The 22254-nt window shown below is 52.7% G+C and carries 20 protein-coding genes; 14 read left to right on the top strand and 6 right to left on the bottom strand.

The genetic code is table 11. The features are described from left to right. Window positions 1–46: 46 nt before the first annotated feature. Complete coding sequence (locus tag ACN1CO_RS06695) at window positions 47–502, bottom strand: YchJ family protein (protein WP_419138343.1); 456 nt, start codon at window positions 500–502, stop codon at window positions 47–49. A gap of 96 nt (window positions 503–598) precedes the next feature. Between ACN1CO_RS06695 and rssA the strand changes: the two genes are divergently transcribed. From rssA to ACN1CO_RS06670, 5 genes are all read left to right on the top strand, one after another. Further along, complete coding sequence (rssA, locus tag ACN1CO_RS06690; RefSeq protein ID WP_033732842.1) at window positions 599–1504, top strand: patatin-like phospholipase RssA; 906 nt, start codon at window positions 599–601, stop codon at window positions 1502–1504. Window positions 1505–1603: 99 nt separating this feature from the next. After that, window positions 1604–2620: a two-component system response regulator RssB gene (gene rssB / locus ACN1CO_RS06685; protein ID WP_419138342.1), complete on the top strand. Its 1017-nt coding sequence runs from the start codon at window positions 1604–1606 to the stop codon at window positions 2618–2620. 193 nt (window positions 2621–2813) lie between these two features. Further along, window positions 2814–3722, top strand: coding sequence for a UTP--glucose-1-phosphate uridylyltransferase GalU (galU, locus tag ACN1CO_RS06680; protein ID WP_086905923.1), 909 nt, complete (start codon window positions 2814–2816; stop codon window positions 3720–3722). 22 nt (window positions 3723–3744) lie between these two features. After that, a complete protein-coding gene (locus ACN1CO_RS06675) occupies window positions 3745–5085 on the top strand; it encodes a UDP-glucose dehydrogenase family protein (protein WP_419138341.1) in 1341 nt (446 codons plus the stop codon). Window positions 5086–5099: 14 nt separating this feature from the next. After that, the gene (locus ACN1CO_RS06670) at window positions 5100–6107 is read left to right on the top strand and encodes an NAD-dependent epimerase (protein WP_419138340.1); all 1008 of its coding nucleotides are present in this window, start codon (window positions 5100–5102) and stop codon (window positions 6105–6107) included. Between the two features lie 77 nt (window positions 6108–6184). Here the strand turns inward: ACN1CO_RS06670 and hns are convergent, their stop codons facing one another. Then, window positions 6185–6595, bottom strand: coding sequence for a histone-like nucleoid-structuring protein H-NS (gene hns / locus ACN1CO_RS06665; RefSeq protein ID WP_419138339.1), 411 nt, complete (start codon window positions 6593–6595; stop codon window positions 6185–6187). Window positions 6596–7007: 412 nt separating this feature from the next. Between hns and tdk the strand changes: the two genes are divergently transcribed. Further along, a complete protein-coding gene (tdk, locus tag ACN1CO_RS06660; RefSeq protein ID WP_090960496.1) occupies window positions 7008–7628 on the top strand; it encodes a thymidine kinase in 621 nt (206 codons plus the stop codon). 68 nt (window positions 7629–7696) lie between these two features. Here the strand turns inward: tdk and adhE are convergent, their stop codons facing one another. Then, complete coding sequence (adhE, locus tag ACN1CO_RS06655) at window positions 7697–10384, bottom strand: bifunctional acetaldehyde-CoA/alcohol dehydrogenase (RefSeq protein ID WP_419138338.1); 2688 nt, start codon at window positions 10382–10384, stop codon at window positions 7697–7699. A gap of 460 nt (window positions 10385–10844) precedes the next feature. Here adhE and ACN1CO_RS06650 point away from each other — a divergent pair, with 460 nt between their 5' ends. From ACN1CO_RS06650 to oppF, 7 genes are all read left to right on the top strand, one after another. Further along, window positions 10845–11492 (top strand): YchE family NAAT transporter, encoded by a 648-nt coding sequence (locus tag ACN1CO_RS06650; protein WP_090960502.1) that lies wholly within the window; start codon window positions 10845–10847, stop codon window positions 11490–11492. Window positions 11493–12073: 581 nt separating this feature from the next. Next, complete coding sequence (locus ACN1CO_RS06645) at window positions 12074–13699, top strand: ABC transporter substrate-binding protein (RefSeq protein WP_419138337.1); 1626 nt, start codon at window positions 12074–12076, stop codon at window positions 13697–13699. A 153-nt stretch (window positions 13700–13852) separates the two neighbouring features. Further along, on the top strand, window positions 13853–15493 hold the full coding sequence (gene oppA, locus ACN1CO_RS06640) for an oligopeptide ABC transporter substrate-binding protein OppA (protein ID WP_419138336.1): 1641 nt from the start codon (window positions 13853–13855) through the stop codon (window positions 15491–15493). 91 nt (window positions 15494–15584) lie between these two features. Continuing rightward, window positions 15585–16505, top strand: coding sequence for an oligopeptide ABC transporter permease OppB (gene oppB, locus ACN1CO_RS06635; RefSeq protein ID WP_283547856.1), 921 nt, complete (start codon window positions 15585–15587; stop codon window positions 16503–16505). Between the two features lie 14 nt (window positions 16506–16519). Further along, a complete protein-coding gene (gene oppC, locus ACN1CO_RS06630) occupies window positions 16520–17428 on the top strand; it encodes an oligopeptide ABC transporter permease OppC (protein WP_419138335.1) in 909 nt (302 codons plus the stop codon). An 11-nt stretch (window positions 17429–17439) separates the two neighbouring features. Continuing rightward, window positions 17440–18456, top strand: a complete 1017-nt coding sequence (locus ACN1CO_RS06625) for an ABC transporter ATP-binding protein (protein WP_283547858.1) — start codon at window positions 17440–17442, stop codon at window positions 18454–18456. Then, window positions 18453–19454: a murein tripeptide/oligopeptide ABC transporter ATP binding protein OppF gene (gene oppF, locus ACN1CO_RS06620; protein WP_419138334.1), complete on the top strand. Its 1002-nt coding sequence runs from the start codon at window positions 18453–18455 to the stop codon at window positions 19452–19454. The genes ACN1CO_RS06625 and oppF overlap by 4 nt, the downstream gene beginning before the upstream one ends. Before the next feature lie 48 nt (window positions 19455–19502). On the opposite strand, the gene ACN1CO_RS06615 is transcribed toward oppF, so the two are convergent. Both ACN1CO_RS06615 and cls read right to left on the bottom strand, forming a co-directional pair. Further along, window positions 19503–19826 (bottom strand): HI1450 family dsDNA-mimic protein, encoded by a 324-nt coding sequence (locus tag ACN1CO_RS06615; protein ID WP_003853921.1) that lies wholly within the window; start codon window positions 19824–19826, stop codon window positions 19503–19505. A 45-nt stretch (window positions 19827–19871) separates the two neighbouring features. Beyond that, window positions 19872–21332 (bottom strand): cardiolipin synthase, encoded by a 1461-nt coding sequence (cls, locus tag ACN1CO_RS06610; protein ID WP_003853919.1) that lies wholly within the window; start codon window positions 21330–21332, stop codon window positions 19872–19874. A gap of 162 nt (window positions 21333–21494) precedes the next feature. On the opposite strand from cls, the gene ACN1CO_RS06605 reads away from it, so the two are divergent. After that, window positions 21495–21668, top strand: a complete 174-nt coding sequence (locus ACN1CO_RS06605) for a YciY family protein (protein ID WP_090960525.1) — start codon at window positions 21495–21497, stop codon at window positions 21666–21668. Between the two features lie 16 nt (window positions 21669–21684). Here the strand turns inward: ACN1CO_RS06605 and ACN1CO_RS06600 are convergent, their stop codons facing one another. Then, the gene (locus ACN1CO_RS06600; protein ID WP_419138333.1) at window positions 21685–22002 is read right to left on the bottom strand and encodes a hypothetical protein; all 318 of its coding nucleotides are present in this window, start codon (window positions 22000–22002) and stop codon (window positions 21685–21687) included. Between the last annotated feature and the right edge of the window lie 252 nt (window positions 22003–22254).

The raw sequence follows: 22254 nt of genomic DNA, 5'->3' as shown, positions 1-22254 counted from the left end.
AGTCCTGTCAAAGCATTAGGGGTAAACCGCTGAGGCAGCCATCAGCTTAACCACAACATTTTTTGTATTTTTTGCCACTGCCGCACGGACAGGGATCGTTACGCCCCACGGGCGGTTTTGTACCGTCAACATAGTACCAGCGTTGATCCTCACGAAGAAAGCGTGAACACTCATGAATGGTGTGAATGTTGGTTTTCTCGCGGTATCGCGCAAAAAAGGTGACGAAAGCTTCGTTCTCATGGCTTCCATGATTACAACGGGTTACATTCAGGCTAAGCCAGGTGGTTCCCGGAAAACTTTCAGATAAAAGCCCTGACAACGCCGGATGACGTTTCTCAGGATGCCAGGTCGCAACCAGATATTCCGCGTTCTGCTGAACATAAGCGCAATAACGGGATCGCATAAGTTGTTCAGCTGTAACAGGAATCTGGTTGCCCTGCAGAAAGGGCTCGCAACATACGCTATACTGCTCTCCGCTACAACATGGGCAGGTTTCTGACACATTATCTCCAGGGAATGATGAGTCGATTTCACAGGCGCGCTATGTTAGCTGACCCCACGTTGTGACGCTACGTATTGACGGCAGGACCAGATACAAATGAGAAAGGTAAAAATTGGATTGGCTCTGGGGTCTGGAGCGGCCAAGGGATGGGCGCACATCGGCGTGATCAACGCGCTGGAACGTGCAGGTATTGAGATCGACGTCGTCGCGGGCTGCTCTGTCGGGGCATTAGTCGGGTCTGCCTATGTCAATAACCGCCTGCCGCTGATGCAGAAATGGGTCAGTGCATTTCGCTACTGGGATGTTATTCGCCTGATGGATGTCTCCTGGCAGCGGGGTGGCCTGTTACGCGGCGAGCGGGTGTTCAGCCATGTTCGTCAGCTGATCCCCAATGATGCGATTGAGCACTGTAATAAACCTTTTGGTGTGGTGGCAACCAACCTCAGCACCGGCCGTGAACTCTGGCTGACCGAGGGCGATCTGCATCAGGCCGTTCGCGCATCGTGCAGTATGCCAGGTTTATTGCCGCCGGTGGGCTACAATGGGTATTGGCTGGTGGATGGTGCCGTGGTCAATCCGGTGCCGATCTCACTGACCCGCGCCCTGGGGGCAGACATTGTGATCGCCGTTGATTTACAGCACGACGCGCATTTAATGCAGCAGGATCTCTTTTCCGTTACACCTCAGAACAGTGAAGAAGAAGCCGCCGCAGCGGCATTGAGTTGGGGTGGGAAGTTGCGACAGCGCCTGGTGAATTTCACCCAGCGCCGTGCCTCTCAGTCGCCTGGCGCGATGGAGATTATGTCCACCTCAATTCAGGTACTGGAGAATCGCCTTAAACGAAACCGCATGGCAGGCGATCCGCCTGATGTTTTGATCCAGCCGGTCTGTCCGCAAATTTCGACGCTGGACTTTCATCGTGCTGAAGAGGCTATCGAGGCAGGCAGGGCCGCCGTAGAGAAGAAAATGGATGAACTATTACCACTGGTCCGTGGCAGATAATGAAGTTGTTCATTCAAAGCGGTGACTTCGGGCAATTCTGAAAGGCGCAACTGCGTTTTATGAACCACTATTGAAATATCTGGTACGCAGGGGGAAAGAATGGAAAAACCACTACTCGGCAAAAAGATACTCATTGTCGAAGATGAGGCTGTTTTCCGTTCGTTGCTGGACCAATTTTTGTTATCGATGGGTGCTGTGACGTTACAAGCGGAAGATGGTCTGGAAGCAATTGCACAACTACAACAGCATACTGTCGACCTGATTATCTGCGATCTGGAAATGCCCCGTATGAGTGGCATCCAGTTCGTTGAACACATTCGTACCCGTGGCAACGTCGTGCCGATTTTAATTATCTCGGCCACCGAAAACATGTCTGATATTGCCCACGTGCTGCGTCTCGGGGTACAGGATGTGCTGCTCAAGCCACTGAAGAATTTCGAACGCTTCCGTGAAGCGGTCTATGAGTGTCTCTATCCCTCTATGTTCACCTCGAAAGTGGAAGAGGATGAACAGCTGTTCCAGGACTGGGATGCACTGGTTCGCGATCCCAAAGCCGCTGCCAAGCTGCTCAAGCAACTCCAGCCTCCGGTGCAACAGACGATTGCTAACTGCCGGGTTAATTACCGTCAGCTGACGATGGCGGAGCAGCCTGGGCTGGTGCTGGATATCGCGGCGCTCTCCGATAAAGATCTGGCGTTTTACTGTCTGGATGTGACGCGGGCCGGTGACAACGGCGTGCTGGCGGCTCTGTTGCTGCGGGCGCTGTTTAATGGCCTGCTGCAGGAGCAGTTGACCGGGCAAAAACAGCGCTTGCCGGAGCTTAATGGCTTGCTCAGACAGGTCAATCTGCTGCTGCGTCAGGCGAACCTGAGCGGTCAGTTCCCGTTGCTGGTGGGTTATTATCACCGCGGTTTAAAAAATTTAATCCTGGTTTCGGCCGGATTAAATGCCACCCTTCATGTTCATGCCCATCAGATTCAACTCAGTAATGGCGTCCCCCTTGGCACTATGGGCAGCACCCATCTTAACCAGATCAGTCAGCGCGCAGAAAACTGGCAATGCCACGTCTGGGGCGCGGGCGGGCGCATCCGGCTGATGCTGTCGACGGAAGAATAAGCCGTAATAACACAGGAATTCTGGCGCTGAAGACAGGGCCAGAGTTTAGCTTTACAGTTGGGTAATAGTCTTAATTTCGACGGTTTGGTCCCTTCCAGGATAAATCCGTTCGATACTAACTGATATACTCATTTCCGATTTTAAACCGACATATCAAGTATTAACTTGAACGGCCTATAAGAGAGGTATCTTAATGTCTGCCAATAATACCAAAGTAAAAAAAGCGGTAATCCCGGTAGCGGGTTTGGGTACGCGTATGCTCCCGGCTACCAAAGCGATTCCAAAAGAGATGTTACCGCTGGTTGATAAGCCGTTAATCCAGTATGTCGTTAACGAGTGTATCGCTGCTGGCATCAACGAGATTGTGCTGGTAACGCATTCATCAAAAAATGCCATCGAAAACCACTTTGATACCAGCTTCGAACTGGAATCAATGCTGGAAAAACGCGTTAAGCGTCAGCTGCTGGACGAAATCCAGTCTATCTGCCCGCCACACGTTACCATCATGCAGGTCCGTCAGGGCATCGCTAAAGGTCTGGGTCACGCTGTTATGTGTGCACATCCACTGATCGGTGATGAGCCATTTGCGGTCATCCTGCCAGACGTCATCATCGACGAATACGAATCTAACCCAACCAAAGATAACCTGGCAGAAATGCTGAGCCGTTATGAAGAGTCTGGCCGCAGCCAGATCATGGTTGAGCCGGTTGCCGATGTGACTGCTTACGGTGTTGTCGATTGCCAGGGCGCAGAACTGAACCCAGGCGACAGCGCACCAATGGTCGGTGTGGTTGAGAAGCCAAAAGCGACAGAAGCGCCTTCAAACCTGGCTGTAGTTGGTCGTTATGTTCTCTCTTCAGACATCTGGCCACTGCTGGCAAAAACCCCTCCAGGTGCAGGCGGTGAAGTTCAGCTGACTGATTCCATCGCGATGCTGATGGAAAAAGAGACTGTTGAAGCTTATCACCTGAAAGGCGTGAGCCATGACTGTGGTAACAAGCTGGGCTACATGCAGGCTTTCGTTGAGTACGGTGTTCGTCATCCGGTATTGGGCAAAGATTTCTCTGAATGGCTCGATGGCGCAGTTGGCAACAAAAAGTAATTCATAAACACAGGATAACTCGATGAAAGTCACTGTATTTGGTATCGGCTATGTCGGTCTGGTTCAGGCTGCGGTGTTAGCCGAAGTCGGACATGACGTTCTCTGCATTGATGTCGACGCTAATAAAGTCGAAAATCTGAAAAAAGGCATCATTCCTATTTTCGAACCAGGTTTAACGCCGCTGGTAATGTCCAATTACGAAGCGGGTCGTCTTAAGTTCAGCACTGATGCTGAGATGGGCGTAAACCATGGTGTTATGCAGTTTATTGCAGTCGGTACTCCACCTGATGAAGACGGCTCTGCCGATCTGAAATATGTGACCGCCGTAGCGCGCACCATTGCGCAGCATATGAACGATCACAAAGTGGTTATCGACAAATCAACCGTTCCGGTTGGCACAGCAGACAAAGTTCGTGCAGTTATGACGGAAGCGCTGAAAGCGCGTGACGCCAACATCACTTTTGATGTGGTATCAAACCCTGAATTCCTGAAAGAGGGTGCTGCAGTTAATGACTGTATGCGTCCGGAGCGTATCGTTGTCGGTACCGACAATGACGACGTGGTAGAACTGTTACGCGAGCTCTATGAGCCGTTTAACCGTAACCACGATCGCATGATCATGATGGATATCCGCAGCGCAGAGCTGACCAAGTATGCAGCAAACTGCATGCTGGCAACCAAAATCAGCTTTATGAATGAGATGTCTAACCTGGCTGAACGTTTAGGCGCGGACATTGAGAAAGTACGTCAGGGTATCGGTTCTGATCCCCGTATTGGCTACCACTTTATCTATCCTGGCTGTGGCTACGGCGGCTCATGCTTCCCGAAAGATGTGCAGGCGTTAATCCGTACCGCTGAGTCTATTGGCTATCAGCCACGTCTGTTACAGGCCGTGGAAGATGTGAATGACAACCAGAAAAACAAACTGCCTACCTTCATCAAGCGCCATTTTGGTGACGATCTGAAAGGTAAAACGTTTGCACTCTGGGGCCTGTCATTCAAGCCGAATACAGACGACATGCGTGAAGCCTCCAGCCGTGTGCTGATGGAAACGCTGTGGGAAGCTGGCGCCTCTGTTCAGGCGTTTGACCCTGAAGCAATGGATGAAGCGCAGCGCATCTATGGTCACCGCAGCGATCTTAAGCTGATGGGTACCAAAGAAGCGGCACTGCAGGGCGCTGACGGTCTGGTCATCTGTACGGAGTGGCAAAACTTCCGTGCACCTGACTTCGACATCATCAAAAATGCGCTGAAAGAAGCCGTGATTTTTGATGGTCGTAACCTGTATGATCCAGAGCGTATCAGCAAACGCGGTTTCGTTTATTATGCAATCGGCCGCGGAGCGTCTATTCAAACTGCATAATTAACGAGGGATTTATGAACTTTCTGGTCACCGGCGCCGCAGGCTTTATTGGTTTTCATGTCAGTCAGCGTCTGCTGGCCGCCGGTCACCAGGTTGTCGGTATCGACAACCTGAATGATTATTACGACGTAAATCTCAAGCATGCCCGTCTCAATTTAATTAAAGCCGATCCGGGTTTTACTTTTATTGAGATGGATCTGGCGGACCGTGACGCAATGGCGTCACTGTTCGACCAGAACACATTCCAGCGCGTTATCCACCTTGGCGCTCAGGCCGGCGTCCGGTACTCCATTGAAAATCCTCATGCCTACGCAGATTCCAATCTGATCGGTCACCTCAATATCCTTGAAGGCTGCCGTCATCATAAAATTGAACATCTGCTCTACGCGTCATCCAGTTCCGTTTATGGTCTGAATCGTAAGATGCCGTTCTCAACTGAAGACAGCGTTGATCATCCGGTTTCTTTATATGCGGCGACGAAAAAAGCTAACGAGTTAATGTCCCACACTTACTCGCATCTCTATCAGTTGCCGACAACCGGATTGCGCTTCTTTACCGTCTATGGTCCGTGGGGCCGTCCTGATATGGCATTATTCAAATTCACCCGCGCAATGATTGCCGGTGAAGCGATTGATGTTTATAACCAGGGCCAGATGAAACGCGACTTTACCTATATTGATGATATTGCCGAAGCGATTGTTCGTCTGCAGGATGTTATTCCGCAGCAGGATGATAACTGGACGGTTGAAACCGGTTCACCGGCAACCAGTTCAGCGCCTTATCGTGTTTATAATATTGGTAACAGTCAGCCTGTTACGTTGATGAACTATATTGAAGCGATTGAGAAAGCACTGGGGATGACTGCGAAGAAAAACCTGATGCCAATGCAACCCGGTGATGTACTGGAAACCAGTGCGGATACCGAGGCTCTGTTTAAGGCCATTGGCTTTAAACCGCAGACCGGCGTCGAAGAGGGCGTTAAAAAATTCGTTGACTGGTACCGCGATTTTTATCGCGTCTGATTAAAAGAAAAAGGAAGCTTCGGCTTCCTTTTTTGTTGCGCATCACACTGCCGCTATTGCAGCAAAGTTGCGTACTATTACAGTAAAAAATCGTCCAGCTTTTTACCCTGTTCTTCCAGCGCTTTTTTAATCACAGCCGGGGTACGACCCTGACCGGTCCAGGTTCTGGACTCGCCTTTTTCATCGGTATAACCATATTTAGCCGGGCGCACTGAGCGTTTACCTTTTGCCGCAGCTCGGGGGGCGACGTTCAGCGTGTTAACCAGTTCATTCGGGTCGATTCCATCGGCCAGCAGCATTTCACGATACTGATTAAGCTTACGCGTGCGTTCTTCATTTTCTGCCTGAAAATGCGACTCTTCTTCGCGGCGTTCTTTTACCACCACGTCCAGTTTTTCCAGCATCTCTTCCAGTGTTTCTACGGAATACTCTCTGGCCTGGGCGCGCAGCGTACGGATATTATTAAGAACTTTTAGTGCTTCGCTCATTGTCCTGGTCTCTGAATAAGGGAAAAAAGTTGTGTTGCCCGCTAATAGTAGTGGTGACATTAAATAACTTCAATCACAAATAAGTACTGACAACTAATTACTTTGGTGACTAAAAATAATTTCAGCCAGAAAAACTCATTGTCAGAGTGAATAAAAAATATTTTAGGTTAGTCCGATATCAAATAAATTTAATGTATTTACGGCAGTAACAAAAATGTCATTCCTTTTGTTGCGGGTAAAATAAGCAAAACTTATTCTCTGAAGTCGCGCACATAACCGGCACCGTAAACAGCAAGCAGAGGTATAAAAGAGTCGCCGTTACGCTTTATTCCCCCATCAACCGCAGCGAATCGCTGGCGCTTTGTGTTAATATGCGCGCCATTCCGTTAAGTTCCGATGAAGATACGCTCCTATGGCCCAACTCTATTTCTATTACTCTGCAATGAATGCAGGGAAATCGACCGCACTGCTGCAATCTTCCTATAACTATCAGGAGCGCGGCATGCGTTCACTGGTCTACACCGCTGAAATCGATAATCGCTTTGGTGCCGGGCAGGTGAGCTCCCGCATCGGACTTTCGTCGCCAGCCATGCTCTACAACGCAGAGACCTCACTCTACAGTGATATTGCCGCAGAACATGCCGCGCAGCCGATTCACTGCGTGCTGGTTGATGAGAGTCAGTTTCTGACCCGCGAGCAGGTCAAAGCGCTCTCTGATGTCGTGGACGATCTGGATATTCCGGTGCTCTGCTATGGCCTGCGCACCGATTTTCGCGGTGAACTGTTTGTGGGCAGTCAGTATCTGCTGGCATGGGCGGATAAGCTGGTTGAACTTAAAACCATTTGTCACTGTGGCCGTAAGGCCAGCATGGTGCTGCGACTGGATAGCGAAGGAAAACCTTTCAGCGAGGGGGAGCAGGTGGTAATTGGCGGTAACGAAAGCTATATCTCGGTCTGCCGTAAACATTATAAGCAGGCGATAGAGCAGGGCTCGTTGCAGGCGATTCATGGCGCACAGACGCCGCTGAAATAGCTGCGTTGTTCAGGCAATAAAAAACCCGCCGAGGCGGGTTTTTTTATCTGAGAATCAGAACGGCATTATCAGACTTTTTTGGCTTTCTTGTCAGCTTTAATGCCTTTTACCGGCTGCTCAGCGACCGCCTGGGCGACGCTTGAGAACGGTTCAGTGAATTCACGTCCGTAGAAGGTATCGAGCATAATCTGTTTCAGCTCAGCAATCAGCGGATAACGTGGGTTAGCGCCAGTACACTGGTCATCGAACGCATCATCGGCCAGTTTATCGACTTTCGCCAGGAAGTCCGCTTCCTGCACACCCGCTTCACGGATAGAGGTCGGGATACCCAGTTCAGTTTTAATCTCATCCAGCCAGGCCAGCAGCTTCTCAATTTTCTGTGCGGTGCGGTCGCCCGGTGCGCTCAGACCTAAGTGGTCAGCAATCTCGGCGTAACGACGACGCGCCTGCGGACGATCGTACTGGCTGAAAGCGGTCTGTTTAGTCGGGTTGTCATTCGCGTTGTAGCGAATCACGTTCGAGATTAACAGGGCGTTGGCCAGACCGTGTGGGATATGGAACTCTGAACCCAGTTTGTGCGCCATTGAGTGACAGACCCCAAGGAAGGCGTTGGCAAACGCAATACCGGCGATAGTCGCGGCATTGTGAACGCGCTCACGTGCCACCGGATTTTTAGCCCCTTCGGCATAGCTGGCTGGCAGATTCTCTTTCAGCAGTTTCAGTGCCTGCAGCGCCTGTCCATCAGAGTACTCATTTGCCAGCACGGAAACATAGGCTTCCAGCGCGTGGGTCACGGCATCGAGACCCCCGAAGGCGCAGAGTGAACGCGGCATCTCCATCACCAGGTTGGCATCGACAATCGCCATGTCCGGGGTTAACGCATAGTCAGCGAGTGGATATTTCTGGCCTGTCGCATCATCGGTGACGACGGCAAACGGTGTGACTTCTGAACCAGTACCGGAAGTGGTGGTGATGGCAACCATGCGCGCTTTGACGCCCATTTTCGGGAACTTGTAGATACGTTTACGGATATCCATGAAACGTAACGCCAGCTCTTCGAAGTGGGTTTCCGGATGTTCGTACATCACCCACATGATTTTCGCAGCATCCATTGGGGAACCGCCGCCCAGCGCGATGATGACATCAGGCTTAAAGCTGTTCATTTGCTCTGCACCTTTACGTACGATGCTCAGCGTCGGGTCAGCTTCAACTTCGAAGAACACTTCAGTCTCGATGCCGTGTAATTTCAGCACGCGGGTGACCTGGTCGGCATAGCCGTTATTGAACAGGAAGCGGTCAGTAACGATAAAGGCACGTTTCGCGCCGTCCGTTGCCACTTCTTCCAGCGCAATTGGCAGTGAACCCCGACGGAAGTAGATGGATCTAGGAAGTTTATGCCACAACATATTCTCAGCTCGCTTGGCGACAGTTTTGGTATTGATCAGGTGTTTTGGTCCGACGTTCTCTGAAATAGAGTTGCCGCCCCATGAACCACAACCCAGCGTCAGAGACGGTGCCAGTTTGAAGTTGTAGAGGTCACCGATACCGCCCTGTGAAGCCGGCGTGTTGATCAGAATACGTGCGGTTTTCATTTTGTCGCCGAAGTAGTGCACGCGCTCAGTCTGGTTGTCCTGGTCGGTGTAAAGACAGGAGGTGTGACCGATACCGCCCATGGCGACCAGTTTCTCCGCTTTATTGACCGCATCCTGGAAATCTTTCGCCCGATACATCGCCAGCGTCGGTGAAAGTTTCTCGTGAGCGAACGGCTCAGACTCATCCACCAGTTTCACTTCGCCAATCAGAATTTTGGTGCTTGGTGGCACGCTGAGTCCGGCCATCTCCGCAATTTTGAAGGCAGGCTGACCCACGATAGCCGCATTCAGGCCGCCGTTTTTCAGGATGATATTCTGCACAGCACTCAGTTCAGCACCCTGCAACATGTAGCCACCATGGCTGGCGAAACGTTCACGCACGGCGTCATAGACCGAATCAACCACAATCACTGATTGTTCAGAAGCGCAGATCACGCCGTTATCAAAGGTTTTCGACATCAGAATGGAAGCAACGGCACGTTTCACATCGGCGGTTTCATCAATGACCACTGGTGTGTTACCCGCACCGACACCAATTGCAGGTTTACCGGAACTGTAAGCCGCTTTCACCATGCCCGGACCGCCAGTGGCGAGAATCAGGTTGATGTCTGGGTGATGCATCAGCTGGTTTGACAGCTCAACAGAAGGGGCGTCGATCCAGCCGATGATGTCTTTAGGCGCACCGGCGGCAATCGCGGCCTGCAGGACGATGTCAGCCGCTTTGTTTGTCGCGTCTTTAGCGCGTGGGTGAGGCGAGAAGATAATACCGTTTCGGGTTTTAAGACTGATTAAGGCTTTGAAGATGGCGGTTGACGTCGGGTTAGTGGTCGGGACGATGCCGCAAATCAGACCAATGGGCTCGGCGATAGTAATGGTGCCGAAGGTATCATCAGTGGCTAACACACCACAGGTCTTTTCATCTTTATAGGCGTTGTAGATATATTCTGAAGCAAAATGGTTTTTGATCACTTTGTCTTCGACGATGCCCATACCGGATTCGGCAACGGCCATCTTGGCTAGCGGGATTCGGGCGTCTGCGGCGGCGAGGGCGGCGGCACGGAAAATGGCGTCGACCTGTTCCTGAGAAAAGTTGGCATATTCACGCTGGGCTTTTTTTACACGTTCTACCAGTGCATTAAGTTCAGCGACATTGGTTACGGCCATGGTGTTCTCCTGAAGGAAGTTAAACTTTTTTAGTAAACAATCCTGCGCCCTGAGTATAGTCACGCTAAAATAACGCGTCTGGCTGGGAAAGAACGCCCGGATTTTCAAATGTTTACTGAACAAGTCTTCTGTTGCCGGCAACGAAGCTTTCTTCGCTACCGCTAATACTTCCGTTACGAAAAGATTACCTGGTTTGGGGTAGGGCAATTTTGATTCAGATCAATTTAACTCAAAGCTGACACCTTTCAGCACCCCTTTGTTGTGCTACTGAGTCAAATCTGTTTGCTCTTCCTTGCAACCACCCTGGCAGCGGCTAAATCCAGCCAGATTTTAATCTCTGGCGTAAAGCGCTAAAGGTGCATTGATTTATCAGTATAAATAGCTGGGTCAGCATCTGGCGTCCGGGTCCGATTTAACATACATTAGGCGCGTTTTCCCCCCTGTGGTACGGAGTTAAGTCGTGAACCCTGCGCTGTTAGATTTATCAGGCTATATAAAATTTTTTGTCGGGCTGTTTGCGCTGGTCAATCCGGTGGGAATTATTCCGGTGTTTATCAGCATGACCCGTTATCAGGGCGTGGCTGAGCGTAATAAAACCAACCTTACTGCCAACCTGGCGGTTGCCATTATTCTCTGGACGTCACTTTTTCTGGGCGATGCGATTCTGCATGTGTTTGGCATCTCGATTGACTCTTTCCGCATTGCAGGCGGGATTCTGGTCGTCACCATTGCGATGTCGATGATCAGCGGCAAGCTGGGCGAGGATAAGCAGAACAAGCAGGAGAAGTCAGAAACGGCGATTCGTGAAAGCGTGGGGGTTGTGCCGCTGGCATTGCCACTGATGGCGGGGCCGGGTGCCATCAGCTCAACCATCGTCTGGAGTACCCGCTATCACAGCTGGCTCAACCTGCTTGGCTTCACCCTGGCGATTGCCATCTTTGCCTTCTGCTGTTGGTTGCTTTTCCGTGCCGCACCATTAATGGTGCGTATTCTCGGACAGACCGGTATCAACGTCATTACCCGAATCATGGGTCTGTTGCTGATGGCGCTGGGTATTGAATTTGTTGTGACCGGCATAAAGTCTATTTTTCCCGGCCTGGTCAATTAAACCTTCACTTATTTCAGGCAGTGAAGTGAATATGTGATCCAGATTGGTGCAATAGAGTCATTTATTGCACCAATACGATGCAATTATTCGGGAAGCTTAACAGAATCACTCGATTATAAATTTCATTACTGCGTGTCTGGTCACAGACTTTTTTCTGCGAAATAATGTCACTATTTTCACACGATATTCTCCTCTCTTTTTTTTCGATTGCCTCATAATCCGCCATGTAAAAGCCGGTGAGCTGAATTTCATCACGATTAAGCTGAATTTTTGAATATAAATGCCAAAACAGGCGCAATTTGTGACTGCATTCAGCTATGGAAAGGGCTTTCCCGCTAAATCGTCTATTTTTCATATCGATATGATATTTTCAGGACGAAAATTAACACTTCCGCTGCCTGACATCTCATGATAAAAGAGAATTAGTTAACATTTTCGTTATTTTGCTTTGGCGCCCCCTCACGGCTTCTGATAATTTTTGGCCCAACGTGAATTTTTTTCTCCGAAAGCCCAAAGTGAGAACGCTTTTTGCTTAAGCCTATCGGGATACTTAAATAAGGTTGGCGTTTCGGATGATTGGGATGAAGAATTTGCAGCAACAGCGGTCGACACTCGCAGGTGTCCTGTTAATGGCTTTATCGCCGACCTATGCCGCCACGGTTCCGCCGGGAACGACACTGGCCGCGCAACAGCAGATCGTGATTAATAACGGAAGTGAAGTCTCCTCGCTGGATCCGCATAAAACCGAAGGCGTGCCGGAATCCAATGTTATTCAAAACCTGCTGGATGGTCTGGTAAACACCGATAACCGCGGTCAGGTCGTGCCGGGCGTCGCTAAAAGCTGGGAGAACCCACAACCCACCGTCTGGATTTTTAATCTGCGTGATGATGCGAAGTGGAGCAATGGTGAGCCGGTGACCGCCAGTGATTTCGTCTATAGCTGGCGTCGGCTGGTGGACCCGAAAACTGCATCGCCTTACTCCAGCTACCCGCAGGCAGCCCATTTTGCCAATATCGATGCCATTCTTGCCGGTAAAGCCTCACCCGATCAGCTGGGCGTCAAAGCGCTGGATGCCCATCGCCTGCAGATTACCCTGAGCGAACCGGTCCCTTACCTGGTGGCGATGTTAGCGCATACGGCGATGAAGCCGGTTTATGCGCCAGCCATAAAGCAGTGGGGCGATGCCTGGACCCGTCCGGGCCACTACATCGGTAACGGCGCTTATACGCTGGGCGACTGGGTAGTGAATGAAAAAATCGTCGTGAAGCGCAATCCTCAATACTGGGACAATGCACACACGGTGATTGAGCAGGGGACCTTCCTGCCGATCGCCTCTGAGAACAGTGATATCAATCGCTACCGCAGCGGCGGCACGGACATTACCAACAGTGCGGTGCCGCCGGAGATGTTTGGCAAGCTGCGCAAAGAGCTGGGCGATGAAGTTAAGGTCAGCCCGCTGCTCTGCACCTTCTACTACGAAATTAACAACAAAAAAGCGCCGTTCACCGATGCCCGGGTACGTGCCGCGCTGAAAATGACCCTCGATCGCGAGGTGATCGCCAATAAGATCATGGCCCAGGGGCAGATTCCGGCTTACAGCCTGACGCCGCCTTTCACCGCGGGCATAAAACTCACGCCGCCCGCCTGGTTCACCTGGACGCAGGCGCAGCGTAATGAAGCCGCGAAGAAGTTGCTGGCCGAGGCAGGCTTCGATGCCGCCCATCCGCTGACCTTTACGCTGCTCTATAACACCTCTGATCAAAACAAACGGCAGGCGATTGCGGCCGCGTCGATGTGGCAGAAAAACCTGGGCGCGAAAGTGACGCTGCAGAATCAGGAGTGGAAAACCATGCTGGAGACGCGTCATCAGGCTCAGTATGACGTGGTCCGTGCGACCTGGTGTGCCGATTACAACGAGCCCTCTACCTTCCTGAACATGCTGATCAGCAACGCCTCGATCAACACCGCGTTTTACAGCAGCGCAACCTTTGATCGTCTGATGGCGGAGACGCTGACAGCGGGCACTGAGGCGCAGCGCGCCGACCTGTATCAGCAGGCTGAAACACAACTCGACAAAGACTCACCAATTGTGCCAGTTTACTACCGCGTAAGTGTGCGCCTGGTAAAGCCCTGGGTTGGCGGCTTTACGGGTAAAGACCCGCAGGACATGACAGACCTGAAGTACTATTTCATCAAACAACACTGATCTGATCGCCTGTTCGGCGAGACAGTCGGGAACGCATCAGCGTACAGACCATTTTGGGGTCAATCTCCCTGGTAACAGGCCAGGGAGCCCGGAGACGGGGGACGCCGGGGCAGAGCATCGCCACGGTGACGATAATAAAACTGGAGTGTAATAATGAACAACATCACGAAAAAAAGCCTGATAGCAGCGGGTGTTTTTGCCGCAGTGAGTGCTCTGGCAGGGAATGCGGCTTTCGCGGCAACCGTGCCTGCGGGCGTTGAACTGGCCGCAAAACAGGAGCTGGTTCGCGGCAATGGCGATGAAGTCCAGTCGCTCGATCCGCACAAAATTGAAGGCGTGCCGGAAGACAACGTGGCGCGCGATCTTTATGAAGGTCTGCTGGTCAATGACAGCAACGGTAAACCGATCCCGGCTGTAGCGGAAAGTTACGAAAACAAAGATTTCAAAGTGTGGACTTTCCACTTGCGTAAAAATGCCAAGTGGTCCAACGGCGAGCCGGTGACCGCGCAGGACTTCGTATACAGCTGGGAGCGTCTGGTTGATCCTAAAACCGCTTCACCGTACGCCAGCTATCCGCAGTATGGTCATATTCTGAACGTCGATGACATCATCGCCGGTAAAAAACCAATTACCGATCTGGGCGTGAAAGCGCTGGACGATCACACGCTGGAAGTCACCCTGAGTGAGCCGGTGCCCTATTTTGATAAGCTGCTGATTAACTCCGTGATGTCACCGGTTTACAAACCGGCAATTGAGAAGTTTGGCGATCAGTGGACGCAGCCACAGAACTGGGTCGGCAACGGCGCCTTTAAACTGGACGCGCACGTAATCAACGAGCGTATCACCCTGGTGCGTAACCCGAACTACTGGGACAATGAGCACACCGTGCTGAACAAAGTCACCTACCTGCCAATCAGTTCTGAAGTCAGTGACGTTAACCGTTACTTCTCCGAGAACGGCAGCGACATGACCTACAACAATCTGCCAATTGAGCTGTTTAAAAAGCTGCAGCGTGACAATGGTAAAGAGCTGCACATCGATCCTTATCTGTGCACCTACTACTACGAAATCAACAACCAGAAAGCGCCATTCACCGATCCTCGCGTCCGCGCGGCCCTGAAGCTGGGTCTGGATCGTGACATCATGGTCAACAAAGTGCTGGCACAGGGCCAGAAACCAGCCTACAGCTATACGCCGCCATCAACCGACGGCATGGATATTCTGCCGCCAGACTGGTTCAAATGGTCACAGGACAAGCGTAATGCCGAAGCGAAAAAGCTGCTGGCTGAAGCGGGCTACACCGCCGACAAACCGCTGACCTTTAACCTGCTGTATAACACCTCTGATCTGCACAAGAAGCTGGCAATTGCTGCCTCATCGATCTGGAAGAAAAACATCGGTGTGAACATCAAGCTGGAAAACCAGGAGTGGAAAACTTTCCTGGATACCCGTCATCAGGGTAACTACGATGTTTCCCGTGCTGCCTGGTGTGCGGACTACAACGAACCTACTTCCTTCCTGAACACCATGCTGTCAAACAGCAGCAGTAACACCTCGCACTATAAGAGCGATGCGTTTGATAAGGTGATTCGCGACGCGATTAAGGCCCCGGATGCTAAAGCCCGCGCGGCGGATTATCAGCAGGCCGAGCAGATTATGGATAAAGACAGCACCATCGTGCCGGTTTACTACTACGTGAATACGCGTCTGGTGAAACCGTATGTCGGCGGTTATACCGGTAAAGATCCACTGGATAAAACGCTGTCTAAAGACTTCTACATCATTAAACACTAATAGCATTCAGGCTATCAGCAGTGGCGGCGCGCCTCGCGCCGCCTTTTTTACTTTTTATATGTTGTGATGCAACAGCCTGGTAGGTACGGCAATGTTAAAATTCATCCTGCGTCGCTTGCTTGAAGCGCTTCCGACGCTGTTCGTCCTGATCACCATCTCCTTCTTTATGATGCGCCTGGCACCCGGCAGCCCGTTTACCGGCGAGCGCACCCTGGCCCCGGAAGTGATGGCCAACATTGAGGCGAAATATCACCTCAACGATCCCATCGGTAAGCAATATGTCGATTACCTGGTACAGCTGGCGCACGGCGATTTCGGCCCTTCGTTTAAATACAAAGACTATTCGGTCAACTATCTGGTCGCGCATGCGTTCCCGGTCTCTGCCAAACTCGGCCTGGCCGCGTTCCTGCTGGCGGTGGTGCTGGGCGTCACTGCGGGCGTGATCGCCGCACTCAAGCAGAACAGTTTGTGGGACTTCGCGGTCATGGGGGTGGCAATGACCGGCGTGGTGATACCCAGTTTCGTGGTGGCGCCGCTGCTGGTTCTGCTGTTCGCCATCACCCTGAAATGGCTGCCGGGCGGCGGCTGGAACGGCGGGCAGTGGAATTACATGCTGCTGCCGATGGTGGCGCTGTCGCTGGCTTATATCGCCAGTATCGCGCGTATCACCCGTGGATCGATGATTGAAGTGATGCACTCCAACTTTATCCGCACCGCACGCGCCAAAGGCTTACCGCTGCGCCGCATTGTGCTGCGTCATGCGCTGAAGCCCGCGCTGTTGCCGGTGATCTCCTACATGGGACCGGCGTTTGTCGGCATCATCACCGGTTCGATGGTGATTGAGTCGATCTACGGTCTGCCGGGCATCGGTCAGCTGTTTGTGAACGGCGCGCTGAACCGTGACTACTCACTGGTGATGAGCCTGACCATTCTGGTCGGTTTACTGACCATTCTGTTTAACGCGATTGTTGACGTGCTCTATGCCGTTATCGATCCAAAAATTCGTTACTGATTGCGGAGTTCGCCATGATGTTAAGTAAGAAAAACAGCGAAGCTCTTGATGCGTTCAGTGAGAAGCTGGAAGTAGAAGGGCGCAGTCTCTGGCAGGACGCGCGTCGTCGTTTTATCCATAACCGTGCCGCTTTAATCAGCCTGCTGGTGCTGTTAGTGATCACGCTGTTCGTGATTTTTGCCCCCATGCTGGCCCATTTCACCTACGACGATACCGACTGGGGGATGATGTCTTCACCGCCTGATACCACCTCTGGCCATTGGTTCGGTACCGATTCATCGGGACGTGACCTGCTGGTGCGTGTGGCGATCGGTGGCCGTATCTCACTGATGGTGGGCGTGGCGTCTGCGTTAATCGCGGTGATCGTGGGTACGCTGTACGGCTCAGTTGCTGGCTATCTCGGCGGCAAAATCGACTCCGTGATGATGCGTATTCTGGAGATCCTCAACTCCTTCCCGTTTATGTTCTTCGTGATCCTGCTGGTGACCTTCTTCGGCCGCAACATCCTGCTGATTTTTGCCGCTATCGGCATGGTTTCATGGCTGGATATGGCGCGTATTGTGCGCGGCCAGACGCTGAGCCTGAAGCGCAAAGAGTTTATCGAAGCGGCCCATGTCGGCGGGGTATCAACCTGGAAAATTGTGGTGCGCCACATCGTGCCGAACGTGCTGGGCGTGGTGGTGGTTTACGCCTCACTGCTGGTGCCGAGCATGATCCTGTTTGAATCCTTCCTCAGCTTCCTGGGTCTGGGTACACAGGAGCCGCTGAGTAGCTGGGGCGCACTGCTGAGCGATGGGGCCAACTCGATGGAAGTCTCACCGTGGCTGTTGCTCTGGCCGGCGGGGTTCCTGGTGGTCACGCTGTTCTGTTTCAACTTTATCGGCGATGGCCTGCGTGATGCCCTCGACCCGAAAGATCGTTAAGGAGTTTCCCGATGACTATTCATGAATTCCAGCCAGCAATGGCGGCCCGCGCGGGAAGCGAACAGCTACTTACGGTCAAAGATTTACGCGTGACCTTTGGCACGCACGATGGCGATGTCACTGCCGTCAACGACCTGAACTTCTCGCTGCGCGCCGGTGAGACGCTGGGCATTGTCGGCGAGTCCGGTTCCGGTAAGTCACAAACCGCCTTTGCTCTGATGGGGCTGCTGGCAAAAAATGGCCGCATTGGCGGCTCGGCGATGTTTAACGGCAAAGAGATCCTGAATCTGCCCGAGAGCAAGCTCAATAAGCTGCGCGCCGAACAGATTGCGATGATCTTCCAGGACCCGATGACCTCGCTCAACCCCTATATGCGGGTGGGCGAGCAGCTGATGGAAGTGCTCAAGCTGCACAAAGGCATGAACAGCGCGCAGGCGTTTGAAGAGTCCGTGAGAATGCTGGACGCGGTAAAAATGCCGGAAGCGCGCAAGCGCATGAAGATGTACCCGCATGAGTTCTCCGGCGGGATGCGTCAGCGCGTGATGATCGCCATGGCGCTGCTGTGCCGTCCTAAACTGCTGATTGCCGATGAGCCAACCACTGCGCTCGATGTGACCGTACAGGCGCAGATTATGACGCTGCTCAACGACCTGAAGCGCGAGTTCAACACCGCCATTATCATGATCACGCACGATCTTGGCGTGGTGGCAGGGATCTGCGACAAAGTGCTGGTGATGTATGCCGGACGCACCATGGAATATGGCAGCGCCCGCGATGTCTTCTATCAGCCAGCCCATCCTTACTCGATTGGCCTGCTTAATGCGGTGCCGCGTCTTGATGCGATCGAAGGTGAAACCCTGACCACCATTCCGGGCAATCCACCGAACCTGTTGCGTCTGCCGCAGGGCTGTCCGTTCCAGCCACGTTGTCCGCACGCGATGGATATCTGCACCCAGGCACCGCCGCTGGAACCGTTCGGCAATGGCCGTCTGCGCGCCTGCTTTAAGCCGGTGGAGGAGTTAGTATGAGCACCGTAGCTGAAAAAAGAGTGTTACTGGAAATCGCCGATCTCAAGGTGCATTTCGACATTAAAGATGGCAAGCAGTGGTTCTGGCAGCCCTCAAAAACCCTGAAAGCGGTGGATGGTGTCAGTCTGCGTCTGTATGAAGGGGAAACCCTGGGCGTGGTGGGCGAGTCCGGCTGCGGTAAATCGACCCTGGCGCGCGCCATTATCGGTCTGGTGAAAGCTACAGAAGGTCGTGTCGCCTGGTTAGGTCGCGATCTGCTGGGTCAGAGTGAAGAGGAGTGGCGTAAAGCCCGTAGCGATATCCAGATGATATTCCAGGATCCGCTGGCGTCACTGAACCCGCGCATGACCATCGGCGACATCATCGCGGAGCCGCTTCGCACCTATCAGCCGAAAATGGCACGTCAGGAAGTCAAAGACCGTGTCAAAAATATGATGATGAAAGTGGGGCTGCTGCCAAATCTGATTAACCGCTATCCGCATGAGTTCTCGGGTGGTCAGTGTCAGCGTATCGGTATTGCCCGCGCGCTGATTCTGGAGCCGAAGCTGATTATCTGTGACGAACCGGTCTCTGCGCTGGACGTCTCGATTCAGGCGCAGGTGGTGAACCTGCTGCAGCAGCTGCAGCGCGAAATGGGCTTGTCACTGATCTTCATCGCGCACGATCTGGCGGTGGTGAAACACATCTCTGACCGGGTGCTGGTGATGTATCTGGGGCATGCGGTGGAGCTGGGGACCTACAAAGAGGTCTACACCAATCCACAGCATCCTTACACCCGTGCGCTGATGTCTGCTGTGCCGATTCCCGATCCGGACAAGGAGAAGAACAAGCAGATTCAGCTGCTGGAAGGGGAGCTGCCGTCGCCGATCAATCCGCCATCAGGCTGCGTGTTCCGCACCCGCTGCCCGATTGCCGGTCCGGAGTGTGCGAAAACCCGTCCGCTGCTGGAAGGCAGCTTCCACCACGCGGTCTCCTGTCTGAAAGTCGACCCGCTGTAATGCAAAACGCCGGGCAAATGCCCGGCGTTTTCTTATCTGATTTGACGCTTACTCACGCCACAGGATATGACAGAGCTTGTGATCTTTCTCGCGGCACAGCAGCACGCGTGCAAAGACGTCGGTAATCGGTTCACCGTCCGCTTCACCCAGCCCAATGACGACCTCGGCGAAAAAGTCCGGGTTCAGATCGAAATCGACATGATCTTTCCAGTCTTCAGACGGATCAAACAGCTCTGCGCCACCGCGCTCTTCGAACTGCAGATTGAAGAGGATGACGTCTGCCGGATCAAGGTTGTCGACAGCCAGTTCGAGAAAGATATCGTAGGCTTGTTCCAGCGTTTCATCTTCGGTAAGGCGATTATTTAAATCCATAGTCTGTCCTGTCGGCCTGCGGCCATTTACACAATCTGGCTCGTTTTACAGTAAAGGGCTGAAGAAGTAAAACAGTCGTTCGACGATGCGCTGCCACCACGCACGTTTTGCCCAGCGCTTGCCATCCAGCAGGCGTGAACGGGCGATATAGTCATCCTGCACACAGGCGAGATCGCTGCCAAAACCGGCATCATCCACCACCAGCGTCACTTCAAAATTCAGCCATAAACTGCGCATATCAAGGTTCACGGTGCCCACCAGGCTCAGCTGTCCATCGACCAGTACACTTTTGGTGTGCAGCAGCCCATCTTCAAACTGATAGATTTTCACGCCCGCTTCCAGCATCTCACTGAAGAACGAGCGACTGGCCCAGCCGACCAGCAGCGAGTCGTTGTGACGCGGCACGATCACGCTGACGTTAACGCCACGCTGCGCGGCGGTACAGATAGCATGCAGCAGGTCGTCGCTCGGCACCAGATAAGGCGTGGTCATGATCAGCTGTTCACGCGCTGAATAGACCGCGGTCAGCAGCGCCTGATGGATCATATCTTCCGGGAAGCCAGGACCGGAGGCGATCACTTGCACCGTATGGCCGCTCTCCTGTTCAAATGGCATAATGTTGCGATCGGGCGGCGGCGGCAGAATGCGTTTACCGGTCTCAATCTCCCAGTCGCAGCTGAAAACAATGCCCATCGCAGTCGCCACCGGGCCTTCCATACGCGCCATCAGGTCAATCCACTGGCCCACACCTGCGCTCTGTTTAAAGAAACGGGGATCGACCAGGTTCATGCTGCCGGTATAGGCGATGTAATTATCGATCAGGACGATTTTGCGATGCTGACGTAAATCCATCCGTCGCAGGAAGACGCGGAGCAGGCTGACCTGCAATGCTTCCACCACATCGATCCCGGCATTACGCATCATGCCGACCCAGGGGCTGCGGAAAAAGTCGACACTGCCCGCTGAGTCGAGCAGCAGTCGGCAGTGAACGCCTCGGCGTGAGGCCGCCATCAGCGATTCGGCGACTTCATCTGCCAGACCGCCGGGATGCCAGATATAGAACACCATCTCGATGTTATGGCGGGCCAGCTGAATATCACGAATCAGCGCCTGCATGACATCGTCGGAACTGGTGAGCAGTTGCAGCTGGTTCCCTTTGACCCCGGCGATGCCCTGGCGATGGTAGCAAAGCTCAAACAGCGAACGCGCAACGTCGCTGTGCTCTGTGGCAAAAATTTCACGGCACTGTTTAAGATCACTGAGCCAGCGGGCGGTCGACGGCCACATGGTGCGGGCGCGCTCTGCGCGACGTTTACCCAGATGCAGTTCGCCAAACGAGAGATAAGCGATAATGCCCACCAGCGGCAGAATATAGATCACCAGCAGCCAGGCCATCGCGGAAGTCACTGCCCGTCGCTTCATCAGCACGCGCAGCGTAACCCCGGCAATCAGCAGCCAGTAACCAAATACCAGCAACCAGCTGATCAGGGTATAAAAAGTGGTCATAAAGTGGACGTCCCGTTCGCGCTTTCGTCTGGCAAGTTTACGTGCAGTTGCCGGCTAACGGAACCCTTTATCCCGGACATGCAGATCCGATTTGGCATTATCGCAGAGATCTCTATAATGCCCTCGCACAGGTCTCGCGTGTATGACGTCAGAGGGGAAGTGATGAAACGAAGCAGAAATGAAGTGGCGCGCTGGAGAATGTTACGTCAGGCGCATCGCCGTCGCTCCCGCTGGCTGGAAGGGCAGTCGCGCCGTTACAAGCGTATCCACAGCATCCGCCATCAGCTGGCACAGCAGCAGCGTCGCTCAATCCTGTTTATCACGCAGATCATCTGATTAATGATGGCGACTTTCAGGCTTCAAAAAATCCTGATTCTGCCATCACCCGTCGCGCCATGGCGTGCTCCTGACGCGACGCGCCCCGGTCACTGACTTCACACATCAGACACTCCATCGTGCTGCCCAGCGCCGTCGGCCTGCGGTATCCTGCACGATCATACCATTCGTAAGACCACTGACCTGATTTACGCTGATAATAGACTGTGAGCCATGCTGAGCAATTAGCCGGGTAGCCACTGATGACTTCTATTCTGGGATCGGCAATCGCCGCGATCCGCGATAATAACGGATTGAGCAGAGTAAGGGCCTGGCCAGGATAAGTTTTATGCATAATTTGCCCGCGTCTGTGCTGTGCATCCATTCAGAGGTTCAACTCACAATCGCTAAATGTAGACAGCTCTGTCAGATAATTCCTCCTCGCGGCTAAAAAAATGACGGGGTGATCGTTTTTTTAAGCAAAAGGGGACATGCCGTGGTGATATTTCGGGGATTGTACACCCCAAAAATATAAACCTGTACAACTTTACATTACGGTAAGTGTCTATTAAATATGGGTTTGTTGAAATTTAGGCGATGCCGGGTG

Origin of the sequence: Pantoea sp. R13S299 (assembly GCF_048515925.1) — a bacterium.
GTDB lineage: Bacteria > Pseudomonadota > Gammaproteobacteria > Enterobacterales > Enterobacteriaceae > Pantoea.
This window is presented reverse-complemented; position numbering and strand designations above follow the sequence as displayed.

Coding starts and splice junctions, on each gene's coding strand:
- ACN1CO_RS06645 (WP_419138337.1), top strand. CDS start 12,074: ATGAAGAATTTGCAGCAACAGCGGTCGACACTCGCAGGTGTCCTGTTA.
- oppB (WP_283547856.1), top strand. CDS start 15,585: ATGTTAAAATTCATCCTGCGTCGCTTGCTTGAAGCGCTTCCGACGCTG.
- ACN1CO_RS06605 (WP_090960525.1), top strand. CDS start 21,495: ATGAAACGAAGCAGAAATGAAGTGGCGCGCTGGAGAATGTTACGTCAG.
- ACN1CO_RS06675 (WP_419138341.1), top strand. CDS start 3,745: ATGAAAGTCACTGTATTTGGTATCGGCTATGTCGGTCTGGTTCAGGCT.
- ACN1CO_RS06625 (WP_283547858.1), top strand. CDS start 17,440: ATGACTATTCATGAATTCCAGCCAGCAATGGCGGCCCGCGCGGGAAGC.
- oppC (WP_419138335.1), top strand. CDS start 16,520: ATGATGTTAAGTAAGAAAAACAGCGAAGCTCTTGATGCGTTCAGTGAG.
- oppA (WP_419138336.1), top strand. CDS start 13,853: ATGAACAACATCACGAAAAAAAGCCTGATAGCAGCGGGTGTTTTTGCC.
- ACN1CO_RS06670 (WP_419138340.1), top strand. CDS start 5,100: ATGAACTTTCTGGTCACCGGCGCCGCAGGCTTTATTGGTTTTCATGTC.
- tdk (WP_090960496.1), top strand. CDS start 7,008: ATGGCCCAACTCTATTTCTATTACTCTGCAATGAATGCAGGGAAATCG.
- galU (WP_086905923.1), top strand. CDS start 2,814: ATGTCTGCCAATAATACCAAAGTAAAAAAAGCGGTAATCCCGGTAGCG.
- rssA (WP_033732842.1), top strand. CDS start 599: ATGAGAAAGGTAAAAATTGGATTGGCTCTGGGGTCTGGAGCGGCCAAG.
- ACN1CO_RS06600 (WP_419138333.1), bottom strand. CDS start 22,002: ATGCATAAAACTTATCCTGGCCAGGCCCTTACTCTGCTCAATCCGTTA.
- rssB (WP_419138342.1), top strand. CDS start 1,604: ATGGAAAAACCACTACTCGGCAAAAAGATACTCATTGTCGAAGATGAG.
- cls (WP_003853919.1), bottom strand. CDS start 21,332: ATGACCACTTTTTATACCCTGATCAGCTGGTTGCTGGTATTTGGTTAC.
- adhE (WP_419138338.1), bottom strand. CDS start 10,384: ATGGCCGTAACCAATGTCGCTGAACTTAATGCACTGGTAGAACGTGTA.
- hns (WP_419138339.1), bottom strand. CDS start 6,595: ATGAGCGAAGCACTAAAAGTTCTTAATAATATCCGTACGCTGCGCGCC.
- oppF (WP_419138334.1), top strand. CDS start 18,453: ATGAGCACCGTAGCTGAAAAAAGAGTGTTACTGGAAATCGCCGATCTC.
- ACN1CO_RS06615 (WP_003853921.1), bottom strand. CDS start 19,826: ATGGATTTAAATAATCGCCTTACCGAAGATGAAACGCTGGAACAAGCC.